We start from the raw sequence: 14,247 nt of genomic DNA, 5'->3' as shown, positions 1-14,247 counted from the left end.
TGTGCCACGGTTCGGAAATGGTCGGCCAGACGGTGTACTGGCGACGACTTCAGTTGCCCGCGTAGACGGTGTTTCGGGTCTAGTGTTGCCCGGGTGAGCGATGGAAAGACCCAGGACAGCGGTGTAGTCGATCGACTTCAGGTACATCCGGTCGTGCGGGCTGCCGCGGAATGGGCATGGCGCCTGCTGGTCATCGGTGCCGCCGTCTACGCCTTGATGCGGGTGATCCAGTCTTTCGAAGAGGTCTTCGTCCCGATCGGGCTCGCGATCCTGGGTACCGCGCTGCTTGTTCCGGTGGTGGACTGGCTCAACCGGCGGGGGATACCACGGTCCCTGGCAGTGGTGGGAACTCTCATCGTCGGGATCGGTGCCATCGCCGGGATTCTGACCTTTGTCGTGCAGCAGTTCATCGACGGTGTACCCCAACTGACCGACGAGGTCACCAAAACGATTGACGACAGCCGGGGTTGGCTCGTGGACGGGCCACTGAACCTGAGCCAGGATCAGATCGACCACCTCGGCGACGACGCGATCAAGGTGCTGCAGGACAACGAAGACAAGGTCACCTCCGGCGCGCTGGCCACCGCCACCACGGTGAGCGAGATCGTCACCGGCGCACTGTTGATGCTGTTCCTGATCATCTTCTTCCTCTACGGCGGCGGTCAGATCTGGCGGTTTCTCACCCTCGCCATCCCGCAGGCATCACGGGAAAAGGTCTGGGAGGCAGGGCAACGCGGGTTCGGCTCACTGGTCGGTTATGTGCGGGCGACCGTGGTGGTGGCGGCGGTCGACGCGATCGGGATCGGCGTCGGTCTGGCTATCCTGCAGGTCCCCTTGGCATTACCGCTGGCCTCGTTGGTCTTCATCGGTGCGTTCATTCCCATCGTCGGCGCGCTGGTGACCGGCAGCCTGGCGGTGCTGGTCGCGCTGGTCACCCAGGGCTGGGTCGCCGCTGCGATCTCGCTCGCGATCGTCGTCGCGGTCATGCAGGTGGAAAGTCATGTGCTGCAACCATTCCTGCTCGGGCGGTCGGTTCGCCTGCACCCCGTCGCCGTGGTGCTCGGTATCGCGGCCGGCCTGGTGACGGCGGGGATCATCGGCGGGCTCCTGGCCGTGCCGATCATCGCCTTCCTCAACACGGCGGTACGGACGTTGCAGGAGCGGACGGCAGAGGCGCATGGTGTTGCTGCGGCGCGGGAGGCCGCCTTGCGAAAACACGGCGATGCCGAGCGTATGTACGAGGCCGAGCCCGATGGCCCACTGTGGGACCAGAAGAATGCGCCCGGTGTTCGCGGCGATGTGGTCGACGAGTCGGCGGTGCCCGGCACGCCCAGTGCTCGCGGCGAGCCCGAAATCGGTGGGACAGCGGGCAATACCGCCGATTCGAGCTGAGTTCGGTGATGTCGTACCGTCCTGGGCGGCTCGGGTCCCTCACCCGGCGTGACGCCACCACCGACGACGCCGACCCGGTGGGGCCGATGTGGCGGGCGGCGCAGGTCTTTCGCCTCCTGAGCTACATCTACGCCTTGGGGTTCCAGCTCGCCGTGTTCGGGGACTACGAGCGCGTTGCCTGGAGCTGGTTCCTCTTCGCGATCCTGACCTTCTGGACCGGTGTGAGCACCATCCTCTATCTCAAGGGCACCGGCCGCCGATGGCTCTGGGTGGGGATCGAGTTGGTGGTGGTGTGTGCGCTGATCGTCGCCACCAGGTTCATCGCCTCTGCCGATTGGGCGGCGTCGAACCAGTCGTTTCCGACCACGCTGTGGGCGACCAACGCGGTGGTGTCCGCGGCCATCCTCGGCGGCCCGTTGATCGGTGCAGCTTTCGGGCTGGCCGTGCGAATCGCCAGCGCGGTGGCCAAAGGGGGCTACGACCTCAACGTCGGGCGGGACGCGACCGTGGTCGTCTTGCTGGCCGTGGGAGTGGGGGTGGGTCTGGCATCGGTGACCGCCCGCCGCAATCACGTCCGGATCGAACAGGCCATGCGCGTGGCAGCCGCCGCCGACGAGCGCGCCAGGCTGAGCCGCCAGGTACACGACGGCGTACTCCAGGTGCTCGCGCTGATCAGTCGGCGCGGGGCCGAGATCGGCGGCGAGACAGCTCAATTGGCTGAGCTCGCCGGCCAGCAGGAGCGGTCGCTGCGGCGCCTGATCGCGGACATCGAACCGGCCTTGGTTCCCGGTGAGCCTGCGGAGATCGATCTACGTATGCTGCTCCGGCCCCACGCGAGTGACCTGGTCACCATCAGCGAGCCGGGTGAGCCGGTACCGGTGGATCACCGGCTCGCCGTGGAGTTGGAAGCCGCCGTGGTCAACGCCCTCGACAATGTTCGCCTGCACGCAGGCCCCGGTGTGCGCGCCTACGTGCTCATCGAAGATCTCGGTGAACAGGTGGTGGTGAGTATCCGCGACGACGGGCGAGGCATTGCCGAGGGCAGGCTGTCGCAGGCTGTCGCGGAGGGTCGGATGGGTGTGTCGGAGTCGATCGTGGCGCGGATCGAGGCGCTCGGGGGCACGGCCCGGCTCGACACCGCACCGGGGGAGGGAACCGAATGGGAACTCGAGGTGTCCAAACGGATGGCAGGCGGGAACGCGAGCCGGTCCGCAGACGATCAACGGAGGGGTTCTGCTCATGCCTGATGTGTTGCGGGTGATGGTGGTGGACGACCACCCGATGTGGCGGGACGGGGTGGCGCGTGACCTCTCCGACGCGGGATTCGAGGTGGTCGCCACCGCGGACAGCGTGGATTCGGCTGCCCGGCGCGGGGAGGCCGTTCGCCCGGATGTGGTGCTGATGGACATGCAGCTGCCCGATGGCAACGGCGCTCAGGCGACGGTGCGTCTCCTCGAGGCGTCACCCGCCACGCGGGTCCTGGTGCTGTCGGCGTCCGATGAACGCGACGACGTCCTCGAAGCGGTCAAGGCCGGAGCCAGCGGATATCTGGTCAAGAGTGCGTCGAAAGAAGAACTGTTGTCGGCGGTGCGGGCGACAGCCGCGGGCCAGGCAGTCTTCACCCCTGGGCTGGCCGGCCTGGTCCTGGGCGAGTACCGGCGAATAGCGCGAGACCCAGACCGCGGCGTTGACGCACCTGCTCTCACCGACCGTGAGACAGAGGTGCTCCGATACGTCGCGAAGGGTCTCAGTGCCAAGCAGATTGCGTCGAAACTGTCGCTCAGCCACCGCACGGTGGAAAACCATGTGCAGGCGACGCTACGCAAACTGCAGTTGGGCAACCGGGTCGAGCTGACGCGCTACGCCATCGAGAACGGTCTGGACACAGAACCCGGCTGACCTCCGTGTTGATGTGTCCGAGCTGTCACCGTTTGACGCGGTAGCGCAGGTGGGCCACTCCGGGAGCCTCCAGGACCCGCTCGAGTTCGAGCTGTGGGGTCCCGGCGTCGAAACCGTCGAACAGTCGCTCACCCGAACCCAAGATGACGGGGCTCACCTGTAGGTCGATCTCATCGACGAGGCCCGCCTGAATCGCCTGCCGGGCGCACGAAGCACCGCCCGCGATGCTGATGGGGCGTCCATCGGCGACTGCCACGGCCTGCGCGTACGCGGACTCGATGCCGTCGGTGACAAAGTGGAACGTCGTGCCCTCCAGAGCGATCGGCTCATGGGCATGGTGGGTGAGGACGAAGACCGGGCAGTGGTAGGGCGGCTCATCGCCCCACCATCCGGTCCAGTCCGAATTGCCCCAGTCGCCCCGAACCGGCCCGAACATGTTGCGTCCCATGATGGTGGCGCCCATCCCGTCCATCATCTCGGACACGATCTGCATGTTCACGGGATGGTCACTGGCGGGCCCGATGTGCCAGCCGTGCAGCAGCTGACCGCCGACACCCAACGGATGCTCTTCGCTCTGATCCGGGCCTGCGACATAGCCGTCCGCCGACATGGACATGGAGAGGTTGGTGCGCGGCATGAGTGTTCCTTCTTGGTTGAGGGGCTGACGTGAAGTCAGACTCGTATGGGCGACAGAACTCATCGGCAAGGTACCGCGACACCTTCCGGGCCTGTGCCTTCTCGGGCCGCCACTTCTGGCCGGGGTGGGTCGCCGGCTCGTGGTAAGTCCCTATGAGTAATGAGTAGAGTTACTCATCCGCCGCGGCGGGGCGTTCGCGACCATCGATACATGACCGAACCGAATCAGGCCGTCATCAGCCGGCTCTCCGCTGACTTCAACTCGTTGTCGAGTCAATTCGCCCGGGTATCAAGCGAATTACTCGAGCTGGGCACCGTTCTGGCCCGTTCGTCACAGGCCGAGCCCACTCACCGTCCAGCCGCAGAGGCCGCAGCACCAGAGGCTGCTGCACGTGAGGCAGCTGCACCTGAGGCTGCGGTGCAGTCGCAAACCCAGCCAACACCCCACCCGCAACCACCCCTTGGCGCCCAGGCGCCTCGACCACCCCAGTACCCACGGCCGGGCATGCCGGCCGGCTCGTACGTACCCGGCCGAGCACAGCAGGCTCCGCCGCAGCAGGTTCCGACGCAGTATCCGTCGTGGATGATGCCGCAACCCCCGACAACCCTGGTGCAGCCGACCGCGCAGTTCCAGAATCCCGGAGCAACTCGCCCGGCGCCCCAGGGTCCGGCACCCCAGCATCCCGGGAGCCAGAACCTCGCGGCTGCGACGGCGGCGCACTATCGAAGCGCTCTGCAGAGCCCGGCCGGCCCGCCGCCACCGCCGACGGCGTCGCTCTGGCAACGCATGACCGCTGACCCGGGCGGTGGACTGATCGGGAAAATCCTTGCCGTTGCCGGTGTTGCCGTCACGTTGATCGGCGTGGTGATGATGCTGGTGCTCGCCGCTCAGGCGGGAATCCTGCGCCCGGAGATCCGGGTGGGCGCCGGTGCCGGTCTCGCCGTCGCTCTGGTGGTCATCGCGATGAAGATGTCTGCCCGGCCCGGTGGCCGTGTCGGTGCCATCGCGCTGTCGGCAACGGGTATCGCGGCGGCTTACCTCGACGTGGTGGCGGTGACCCGCTTCTACGACTGGCTCCCGGACTACGGGGGACTGTTGCTGGCGGCCGCGGTCACATTCGGTGGGCTGCTGCTGGCCCGGCGCTGGGATTCGCAACATCTGGGACTGCTGGTGCTCGTCCCGGTGTTCATCCTTGCCCCGGTGCTCACCGAGGGACCATCACTTCTGCTCATCGGTTTCATGCTCGCCATGTCGATCGGTGCTTTCCCCATCCAGCTCGGCAACGACTGGCCGCTGCTGCACGCGGTACGGGTTGTCGCGAGCACTTCGGTTCTCACTCTGTGGATCTGCACGATCGCATGGGGCGACGAAAGTCATCTCGCCCTCACCGCCGTGGCGATCGCTGTGAACGCAGTGTTCGGTGTGGCGTCGTCAGCAGTGTTGTTGCGCACCACGGCCCTTCCCCATCTGTGTGCTCTGCTGGGCTGCGTCACGGTGATCCCCGTACTGCTGTCTCCGATTGCCTTGAGCAGGCCCGTTTCCGCCGGTCTCATCGCCGGGGCCTCGTTGGCGCTGCTGGCCCTGGCGGCGCTCGACCGTTCGTTGCCGGCGGTGTCGCGGCACATCTACGCAAGCACGTCGGCTGCCGCAGCGGTCATCGCCGTCGTGGTCGCGTTCGAGGGCCCGGTGGTTGCCCCCGTACTGCTGGCGATGTCGATGGTGGTTGCCGTCGGTGCACGACGAGACCACGTGGCGCGCTTGATCGCTGTGGTGATCGGGTTGATCGGCGGTATGGCCTTCCTCGTGATCTGCTCGCCGGACGATGTGGTCGAGGCGCCGACAATCGATGGGGGACAGGCCATCTCGGTGATCGTGGGCAGCGTGCTCCTGATCGCCGCCGTGTGGACAAACTTCTGGGCGTGGTACCGGTCGAGCAGTGCCCGCCCTTCTGCGGACAACGTTCAGGCCTTCGGCATCGTGTCGGCGCTCATCTCCCTGTATGCGCTCACTGCGCTGACCGTCACAGCAGGCGTCGCGCTCGGTGGACCCGACGGCGGATTCCTCGGTGGCCACGTCGCCGCGACGATCTGCTGGATGGTGGTCGCGGCCACCTTGTTGATCGTCTCGATCTCGATTGCCCGGGGACACAGGAGTTTCGGTGGACTCAGCCGGAACATGGCCGTCGGCGCGGGGCTCGGCTTGACCGCCGCCGCCGTGGCGAAGCTGTTCTTGTTCGATCTGGCGACCCTGGACGGGATCTTCCGGGTGACGGTGTTCATCGTGGTCGGATTGATCCTGCTCGCAGTGGGTGCCGGCTATGCCCGGGCGCTGGGGCAGGGTGCCGGTGAACCCGGTCGACCCAACAGCGAACCCGCGCCAGCCCGGCACTGATCAGAAGCCGGCGCAGCAACGCGCACAAAAGGGTGACCGTCACCGAACTGGTGGCGGTCACCCTTTCGTATGGGCAGGTCAGTTGTCTGACTCGGAGCCGGACTGGGAACCGGGGCCATCGGTGCGGCGGCGCAACAGATCTCGCACGCTGATCTGGCCGTCGCCGGCACCGCGGACGCGTCTGCGCCCGCTAGACGAGTCGTCCTCATCCGGCGCCGGTTCCGGTGCCGTCGGCCGCGGCGACGGCGGTGCAGGTGTCGGCGCGGGGTTCTGCGTACGTTGCGCCTGCTCGGGGTTGAGCGAGGCGATCAACGGCTGACCAGCCGGGGTTGCCGGGCCAAGGTCGGGCCGTCGGCGCAGTGGGCTGCTCGGGTCGCCGTCGGATCGGCCAGCGCGATCTTGCCGGCCCGCGGGCACGCCGCGCGGACTCGACACCGGTGGACCACTGGGCCGCGGTTCGGTCGGGCGAGGGTCTTGCTGCGGTCCGATGCGGTCGGAACGGATCGGCTGCGGACGCGGTGGTCGGCCGGGTTGGTGATGCTGGTCAGAGCCGTTCTCGGACGGCCCGGGCGTGCCGTTCGCAGGAACGGGGTCACCCAGGCGGATCCCGCCGGCGCCGAGACTCCAACCGCCGGTGTCCGGACGGTTGCGGCGGGCGTTCTCACGATTGGGTGTGCGCGGCGCCACCGGATCCGAATCAGGGGCGGGCCTGCTCGGTGCCCGGCGGACGACGCCGCTCACCGGAGGTTCGCTGGGTCGACCGGCCTGTTGGGGCTGCCCTGGCCGGATCGGGTCGGGCCTGCGGACCTGCCCGATGCGTCCATTGGTGTCAGCCGGGCGGGGACCGGCATCCGACGTGCTGTCGGTCCACGACGACGGCTTGCGGACGCCACCCATCGCGGGAACCGGTGTGGCGCGTGGCTGCGGTTCGGAATCCTGCTGTGGCACAGCCCGATCCGGCGCCGGACGGGACATGGGGCCGGAAGGCCTCGGAGCCGGGGGCCGTCCGATCGGACCGGAGGGGCGCGCTGCGGGGGCACCAGCGGGAACCGGTCGACGACCGTCCGTCGCAGGTTGCATCCGCATCGCCGACGTGGGTGCCTCGGCGACCACGGTGCCGGCGCTGCGGGCCCCGCGGACAGCTCGCGCCGCACGACCCGGGTCGTTCTCGTCGTCGAGGATGGTCTCGCCCAGACCGATCTTCTCCTGGATCACCTTCATCCACTGCGGGGCCCACCAGCAGTCGTCGCCGAGCAGCTTCATGATTGCCGGCACCAGCAGCATGCGGATGATGGTGGCGTCGAGGATCAGTGCGGCGATCATGCCGTACGCGATGTACTTCATCATCACGATCTCGGACAGCCCGAACGCGCCGGTGACCACCACCAGGATGGCCGCGGCCGCGGTGATGATCCGGCCAGTGTGCGCGGTGCCGCGCCGGATCGCGTCGGTGGTGCTCGCGCCCTTCTGCCGTTCTTCAACCATCCGGGAGAGCAGGAACACCTCGTAGTCGGTGGACAGGCCGTAGATGATGGCGATGATCAGGACCAGGACCGCAGACATCAGCGGGCCCGGCGTGAAGTTGGCGATCGACGACCCGTGACCGTCGATGAAGATCCAGGTCAAGATGCCCAGGGTCGATCCGAGTCCCAGCGCCGAGACGAGTGCCGCCTTGATGGGCAACACCACCGAGCCGAACGCCAGGAACATCAGCAGGCTCGTCACCAGGATCAGCAGCGCGACCATCAGCGGTAGGTCGTCGAGGAGCGCGTTGATCGAATCCTGCGTCAGGGCAGGGGTTCCCGCGACGTACATGTTGAGGCCCTGCGTGTCGATGTCACGCAGTTCCTTGACCGCCTCACCTGCGGTGTTCTGGTCGATGAGACCGGCAGCCAACTCGACGACGTTGCCCTCGGCCTGCGCGCCGTCGAGGGTGAACTCCTTGGTGAAACCGGGGATCTTGTTGGCCTCGTCGGCGATGGTCTGCAGCTTGGCCGCGTCGTCGCTGCTCTCCGGGTTGTACTCGATGACGAGCTTGATCTCTTCGGTGCGCTCGGTCGGGAAGAACTTGTCGAAGTTCTGCTGCGCGATGCGGTTGTCGTTGTTCGGCGGCAGGTACTTCTCGGTGATGCCACCGAACTGGATGCCCGCGAACGGGATGACCAACGCGAGGAGCAAGAGAACGACCGGGATCGCGGTCTTGAGTGGGTGGCGCATCACCCAGCCGGCAAGGCGGCCCCAGAAACTGTCCTCGACCTCTTTCTTGGTCTTGGTACGGCGCAGGAACGAGAAGCCCCACATGTCGATGCGTGGGCCGAGGATGGCCAGGATCGCCGCAAGCACGGTGATCGAGCAGATGGCCGCGAGACTGACCGACGCGATCGCGCCGTAGGCAACCGATTTGAGGAAGCCCTGCGGGAACAGCAGCAGGCACGCAAGCGCGGCGACGATGATGGTCGCCGAGAACACCACGGTCTGACCGGCCGTCATCACGGTCCGGCGCACCGCGTCCTTGGTGGTGTATCCCTCGGCCAGCTCCTCGCGGAACCGGCTGACGATGAACAATCCGTAGTCGATGGCGATACCCAGCCCGATGAGTGTCACCACCGATTGGGCGAAGATGTTGAGTTCGGTGACGTGGGTGAGCAGCTTCATGATGCCCAGCGAGCCTGCGATGGTCAGGCCACCGATCACCACGGGCAGACAGGCAGCGATGACACCGCCGAAGATGAAGAACAACATGACGGCGACCAGCGGCAGCGCGATGATCTCGGCGCGCTTGATGTCTTCGTCCATCCCCGCCGACATCGCGCCGGCCACGGGCTGCAGCCCGGCCATCTCGATGGTCGTGCCGGGTAGGTCGTACTTCTCGGGAAGGTCGTCGAAGAAGGGCTCGATCTTCTTGTAGTTGTTCAAGATGGTGGTGTCGTCGTCACCTCGGACACCGATACTGACGAACCCGTGTTCGCGGGAGGCGTCGAAGAGCCGTGCCTGCACCTGCGCCTGGGTGGCCTTGTCGAAGTCGTTCGCGGCCGGTTTGAACGGGTCCACGATGCCGGGGTCGGTGCGGTCCACGACGTCACCGTGCTGTGCGATCAGGTCTTCGACGATTCGCTCGACCTTGGTGGCGAACGCCGGGTCGTCGACCTTGGTGCCCGCCGGCGGCGTCACCAGCATGATGACGTCCGACTTGTGGTCCCGGCCGAGTACCTCGTCACGCAGCTGCGAGCCCTCGACCGAGGGGGAGCCCGGGTCGAACCATCCGGACTGGCTCAGATGCTTGTTGAGGTCGAGCCCGTAGAGGCCGAGCCCGGCCATCAGGGCAACCATGACCGCGATGACCACAAAGCGCAGCCGGTACACGAAGTTGCCTATGGCACCAAACACCGCAGGTTCCTTTCCGTACTCGCTAGTTCGTCACTCGCTGGTTGAGAGTGGTCGCGCGGGGGACGTCCGTGACGTCGCCAATCGTGCGTCGATGTCACAGCTCGCTCATCGCTCTCAGGTGGGGCGGCCGGACAGCAGTGCCGACAACGGCCGGAACGGAGCCAGCCACGCGCCTTCTTCGGGCAACGAGTCCAGACTGATCCGGGGCAGGGGCTCCCGGAACACACCTGGAATGTCTTCTAGATCTACAAACTCCAAACTCTCCGACGTCAGTGCCCACGCTGCGTGCTCGCGGAATCCGAGCACCTGCACCGGGACCCCATCGGCGGCGACGTCCTCGAGAAGCTCGCGGAAGGCCTGCCCGTCCGCCGAGGCGACGATCAGACCCGCCAGCCCCACAGTGTGCCTGCGCATCTCGATGTGGTCGAGCATGTCCGAATCCACGTCGCTGTCTTCGTCCACTTTGGGCTTGGCGAAAACAGCGAAACCAACATTACGCAACGCCTCGACCCAGGGGCGCACGACTTCGGCCGTACCAGGGGCGATGTTGGTGAAGACGGTCGCCTCGGGGACCGCGGCGAAGCTCCTGCGGGCGCCTGCGGTGCCGTCGACCGACGGTGTGGTGGCCGCGGAGATGTCCGCTGTGCGACCCAGCAGCCAGCGTCCCAGAGCGTCGAACCTGGGCCGGTGAGCTGCGGTGGGCCTGCCGCCGAGGATCGACCCGAGACCCATGTCGAGGTTCGGTGCGTCCCAGATCAGCAGCACCCGGGCTTCCTGGCTCGCCCCCGAGATGGTGTGGGCGACCGAGTTGTCGGGTGTGCTGACGGGCTCGTCCGAATAGGATGCAGGACTCATCGGGGGACCCTTGTGAGAACGAACTCAGTGACCGGGCGGCCTTCGCGTTCGGCGCGTCCCTCGAACTTCGTGACCGGCCGGGCCGTGGAGAACGGCACGGCGGTCTCGGCCGGCATCAGCAGGGACTGACTGCCGAGCACCTCCGCGATCGAGTGGGCGTAGTCGGCATGGTCGGTGGCGATGTGCAGCGCACCGTTGTCCCGCAGCACCTCGGCGATCAGCTCGATGGTGCTCGGCTGCAGCAGACGCCGCTTGTGATGGCGAGCTTTGGGCCACGGATCGGGGAAGAACACCCGGACTCCGGTCAGCGAGGCGGGCGCGATCATGTGCCCCAGCACGATCACGGCGTCACCTCGAATGACCCGGATGTTGGCGAGGTTCTCCCGGCCGATCATCCCGAGGAGTTGTGCGATCCCTGGCCGGTAGACGTCGACGGCGATCACGTCGATGTCGGGCTCCTCGGCCGCCATCGCGGCGGTAGAGGTCCCTGTTCCGCAGCCGATCTCGAGGATCAGGGGCGCGTTACGTCCGAACCAGGCCTCGGCATCGATCCGGTCGTTCTCGCTGACCTCTCGACCCACCGAAGGCCACAGCCGCTCCCAGTTGTCCTGCTGAGCGGGCGTGAGACTGCCGCGGCGCGACCGGAAGCTGGTCACCCGAGGGTAGAGACGCGCGCGTTCACGGCGGGCCGCGTCGATCTCGGCCTTGTCATCCGGAGCCGACCGCTCGTCCGGCGCCGGCAACACACTGCGTTGGGCCTTCGGGTTTGGGCTAGTCACCCGGCCATAGTCCCGCATTACTCACCGATGTGACAGCAGGGGTTTACCAAACCGCGATCAAGCCGTGTTGCGGCGAGGCGGAACCGGGCACTGCAATCGTGCGTCTGACCAGGTGGCAAGGCTCTTCGGGGGAGGAATCACATGTATCGGCACGATGATGGGCCGGCCGACTCTCGGATCGGCGAGTTGATGGGCCGGCTGCACGCTCTGTGCGACCACCTGCCGGGGGCCGTCGCGTTGCGCCGCGCGGTCGACGATCTGCAGGGGCCGCTGAGGGTGGCCGTGGTGGGCCGATTCGGCACCGGCCGCGACACCGTGGCCCGTGCGCTGAGGCAGTCCTACGACGTCAGCCCGATCGGACCGGGCGACGACGCGTCCGATGCGGACGCATGGCTCCACGTGCTCTCGGGCTGGCCCCGGCCGGACGACGTCGCCGCGATCGCCGACCTCGATCCACGTCGAAGCCTGGTGGTTCTGGGGAAAGCGGACTCGCTGGGGTCATGGCCGTCCGCTCGTGATCGCGCAGCGCAATGCGCAGCATCGCTCGGTCGGGCGGTGGTGCCGGTGATGCCGTTGCTGGCGGTACCGGATCTGCGGATGGACGACATCGACTTCATGGCCGCCATGGCCACGGCAGGTGAACAGGTGCCGCCGATGCAGGCCGAGTTCCTCGACGCGGGCGGGCCGCACCAGCGCCTGCAACGGCTGTCGTTGCTGCGCAGGCTCGATGCGTACGGCATCGCCAGTGCGCTGGCCCTGCTGAGCGGCGGGCCTCTGACCGTAGAGGAACTCGCCGCCCGGCTCCACCAGCGCAGTGGACTCGACGCACTGGCCGACCCGTTGACGGAGTTTGCGTCCCTTGCCGAGCACAGACGCGTCGGACGGGTGGTCGATGAGCTCGAGATCATCGCGGCCCAGGGAATCCTGCGGGACGAGATCGAGCACGTCTTGTCCGGATCCATGCTGTCGGGAGCGCTGACATGACGACGACCGCTGACCTGCGGGAGATGCGGGCCGTGGTGGCCGGTGTCTCGGAGCTGACCGGTTCGTCTATCGGCCAGGTCGATTCCGACGTGGTGATGGTGGCAGGGCTCGGTCGCGTCGGGGTCACCTCGATCGCCGCGGCGTTGGATGCTGCAGGCATCAAGGCCTCCGAGTGGCCTGGGCCGGATCAGGTGGATCGGCCGGACGGTGATGTCCACGGAAGAGGCGGCGGCGCGGCCATTGCCCTGCTGATCGTGGATCCCTCATCAGGGGTGGGGGAACCAGAGGTCGAGCTGCTGCGAGCCCTGACCGCCACCGCGCCGATCGTCGCGCTTGTCTGCAACAAGATCGATGCCTTCTGGGATTGGCCCACGTTGCTCAAGGCCAATCGACAGCTACTCGACCCGCACGGACGACTGCCGATCTTTGCCGTGTCGGCCGCGGCCGCGCTGGCCGGTCATCACACCGGCTCAGGATTCGAGGCGCTGACGGGCTGGCTGCACGAGCAACTCCACCCCACTGATCGCCGCGAACGATTGGCGACCGTGGCCGCTGATCGCACTCTCGAAGCGTTTGTCGAGGACCTGGCCACTGTCGACCATGGCTCGGACCCCGCCGCCGCGTTGTTGGACGAGCGGGCAGTGCTCGCGGGAACCCGTGACCGCGGTCGGATGGACCGGTTGGCTGCATTGCGCGCCGGTGCCGGGCAGATCCGTGGTGACGTGACCGGCGCACTCAATTCGACGACGCGAGCCATCGACGCGGGGGCGACAGCAGCTGCGGCGCGACTCAACCGTTCCGGCGAAACGTCGTTTGTGCAGTGGCTCGAGGGCGAGCCGACAGAGGTCCGCACCGGCATCCTCCACCGGCTCGACGACGAGCTCGACGGCCTGCAGGCGCGCACGATGCTCGGGCTGGAGCAGGCGGCCCCCACGGCGCCGGCCCGTTCCTACGAGACGGTGGCAGTTCCCGCCCTGCCGGTGCCGCGCCGGGGCGCCGAGGAGGCGTTGCTCGTGGTGTTCGGGGCCTCGGCAGGTCTGGGTCTCGGCCGTCTGGTGGTCACCCCGATGGCGGCGGTCGACACATTGCAGTGGATCTCGATGCCGCTGACGCTTGTCCTCGGCGTAGGGATCGCGGTGGGGATGGTCCGGATACGCCGACTGTCGACCCGGCGGGCGGCGATGACGACATGGGCGCACGACGCGGTCGGTGATCTGCGGTCACAGATCGAGCGGGAGATAGTGCGGCAGGTCTCCAGTGCCGAGTCGGTCATCGGCGGCAGACTCACCCGCCACTACGAAAGGCGGTCGCAAGGGGCTGCCGCCCGGATCGCCGAAATGGACCGCGAGATCAGGCGGGTGCGGCAGGCGGCGGTCGGTCGTCGCGACGGCGACCTCGCGAAACTTGCGGCTGCGGCCGAGGTGCGGGACCGGCTCGACCCCCTCCTCGAGGCGATCGGACACTGATCTGACCTGACCTCTCGCACTCGACCCTCGGTGGGCGGGAACCGTGCCGACGTGTTCTGCGTCCAACCCACCGGGACACTTCTTCTTCGACGGGCGGGTGGGTGCACGGTATGGACAACGACTTCCTTGCCGGATGCGGCGACGACCAGAATGAGCCGGTGTTCGTCCATCCGGTCTCGGCGCCGCCCATCGACGGCGTCTACGACAATCTCTGGATCGTCGAGAACGACAGGGTCTGGGATCTGGGGCCCGCCGACATCGACACCGACGCCGACGGGGTCGCGGATTCGCTCACGAGGCCAGGACCAGCTGGATTGACCGTGTACACCGATAGTGATCGTGACGGTCAGGTGGATCTGATCACAGAGGTGCGTGGCGATGGCGGCTACAGCTCGCATCGGCTGGACCCGGCGACCGGGGAATGGACAGCCACCGACGCCGGTCGACTCCGATAGCT

The 14,247-nt window shown here is 67.2% G+C and carries 11 protein-coding genes; 7 read left to right on the top strand and 4 right to left on the bottom strand.

Going from position 1 to position 14,247, the window contains the following annotated elements:
- Positions 1–93 precede the first annotated feature (93 nt).
- Genes ACVWY6_RS13565 through ACVWY6_RS13555 form a run of 3 tightly spaced genes read left to right on the top strand, consistent with a single transcriptional unit; the run spans position 94 to position 3,291 of the window.
- On the top strand, positions 94–1,392 hold the full coding sequence (locus tag ACVWY6_RS13565) for an AI-2E family transporter (protein WP_457538700.1): 1,299 nt from the start codon (positions 94–96) through the stop codon (positions 1,390–1,392).
- 8 nt (positions 1,393–1,400) lie between these two features.
- Positions 1,401–2,639 (top strand): MacS family sensor histidine kinase, encoded by a 1,239-nt coding sequence (gene macS / locus ACVWY6_RS13560; RefSeq protein ID WP_457538698.1) that lies wholly within the window; start codon positions 1,401–1,403, stop codon positions 2,637–2,639.
- Positions 2,632–3,291 (top strand): response regulator, encoded by a 660-nt coding sequence (locus tag ACVWY6_RS13555; protein WP_023955867.1) that lies wholly within the window; start codon positions 2,632–2,634, stop codon positions 3,289–3,291. The genes macS and ACVWY6_RS13555 overlap by 8 nt, the downstream gene beginning before the upstream one ends.
- Positions 3,292–3,316: 25 nt before the next feature.
- Here the strand turns inward: ACVWY6_RS13555 and ACVWY6_RS13550 are convergent, their stop codons facing one another.
- A complete protein-coding gene (locus tag ACVWY6_RS13550) occupies positions 3,317–3,928 on the bottom strand; it encodes a dihydrofolate reductase family protein (protein WP_457538696.1) in 612 nt (203 codons plus the stop codon).
- 210 nt (positions 3,929–4,138) lie between these two features.
- On the opposite strand from ACVWY6_RS13550, the gene ACVWY6_RS13545 reads away from it, so the two are divergent.
- Positions 4,139–6,319: a DUF2339 domain-containing protein gene (locus ACVWY6_RS13545; RefSeq protein WP_457538695.1), complete on the top strand. Its 2,181-nt coding sequence runs from the start codon at positions 4,139–4,141 to the stop codon at positions 6,317–6,319.
- 78 nt (positions 6,320–6,397) lie between these two features.
- Here ACVWY6_RS13545 and ACVWY6_RS13540 read toward each other — a convergent pair whose 3' ends face one another.
- The 3 genes from ACVWY6_RS13540 to trmB all read right to left on the bottom strand — a co-directional run bounded on the left by ACVWY6_RS13540 (position 6,398) and on the right by trmB (position 11,358).
- Entirely contained in the window at positions 6,398–9,706 is a 3,309-nt protein-coding gene (locus ACVWY6_RS13540) for an MMPL family transporter (RefSeq protein ID WP_457538693.1), read from the bottom strand.
- A gap of 114 nt (positions 9,707–9,820) precedes the next feature.
- Positions 9,821–10,561: an NYN domain-containing protein gene (locus ACVWY6_RS13535; RefSeq protein WP_030175043.1), complete on the bottom strand. Its 741-nt coding sequence runs from the start codon at positions 10,559–10,561 to the stop codon at positions 9,821–9,823.
- The gene (gene trmB / locus ACVWY6_RS13530; RefSeq protein ID WP_457538691.1) at positions 10,558–11,358 is read right to left on the bottom strand and encodes a tRNA (guanosine(46)-N7)-methyltransferase TrmB; all 801 of its coding nucleotides are present in this window, start codon (positions 11,356–11,358) and stop codon (positions 10,558–10,560) included. Before trmB ends, ACVWY6_RS13535 begins: the two co-directional genes overlap by 4 nt.
- A 123-nt stretch (positions 11,359–11,481) precedes the next feature.
- On the opposite strand from trmB, the gene ACVWY6_RS13525 reads away from it, so the two are divergent.
- The 3 genes from ACVWY6_RS13525 to ACVWY6_RS13515 all read left to right on the top strand — a co-directional run bounded on the left by ACVWY6_RS13525 (position 11,482) and on the right by ACVWY6_RS13515 (position 14,245).
- Positions 11,482–12,324, top strand: coding sequence for a hypothetical protein (locus ACVWY6_RS13525; protein WP_457538689.1), 843 nt, complete (start codon positions 11,482–11,484; stop codon positions 12,322–12,324).
- Entirely contained in the window at positions 12,321–13,790 is a 1,470-nt protein-coding gene (locus tag ACVWY6_RS13520) for a hypothetical protein (RefSeq protein ID WP_457538688.1), read from the top strand. Before ACVWY6_RS13525 ends, ACVWY6_RS13520 begins: the two co-directional genes overlap by 4 nt.
- 110 nt (positions 13,791–13,900) lie before the next feature.
- Positions 13,901–14,245 carry a DUF6802 family protein gene (locus ACVWY6_RS13515; protein WP_457538686.1) on the top strand — a complete coding sequence of 115 codons (345 nt, stop codon included), beginning with the start codon at positions 13,901–13,903 and terminating at the stop codon, positions 14,243–14,245.
- Positions 14,246–14,247: the final 2 nt, after the last annotated feature.

This window comes from Williamsia sp. R60 (genome assembly GCF_054063855.1).
This window is presented reverse-complemented; position numbering and strand designations above follow the sequence as displayed.

What these genes read in the sequence shown, in the direction of transcription:
- ACVWY6_RS13525 (WP_457538689.1), top strand. Translation starts at nt 11,482, where the DNA reads ATGTATCGGCACGATGATGGGCCGGCCGACTCTCGGATCGGCGAGTTG.
- ACVWY6_RS13535 (WP_030175043.1), bottom strand. Translation starts at nt 10,561, where the DNA reads ATGAGTCCTGCATCCTATTCGGACGAGCCCGTCAGCACACCCGACAAC.
- ACVWY6_RS13520 (WP_457538688.1), top strand. Translation starts at nt 12,321, where the DNA reads ATGACGACGACCGCTGACCTGCGGGAGATGCGGGCCGTGGTGGCCGGT.
- ACVWY6_RS13555 (WP_023955867.1), top strand. Translation starts at nt 2,632, where the DNA reads ATGCCTGATGTGTTGCGGGTGATGGTGGTGGACGACCACCCGATGTGG.
- ACVWY6_RS13515 (WP_457538686.1), top strand. Translation starts at nt 13,901, where the DNA reads ATGGACAACGACTTCCTTGCCGGATGCGGCGACGACCAGAATGAGCCG.
- ACVWY6_RS13550 (WP_457538696.1), bottom strand. Translation starts at nt 3,928, where the DNA reads ATGCCGCGCACCAACCTCTCCATGTCCATGTCGGCGGACGGCTATGTC.
- macS (WP_457538698.1), top strand. Translation starts at nt 1,401, where the DNA reads ATGTCGTACCGTCCTGGGCGGCTCGGGTCCCTCACCCGGCGTGACGCC.
- trmB (WP_457538691.1), bottom strand. Translation starts at nt 11,358, where the DNA reads ATGCGGGACTATGGCCGGGTGACTAGCCCAAACCCGAAGGCCCAACGC.
- ACVWY6_RS13545 (WP_457538695.1), top strand. Translation starts at nt 4,139, where the DNA reads ATGACCGAACCGAATCAGGCCGTCATCAGCCGGCTCTCCGCTGACTTC.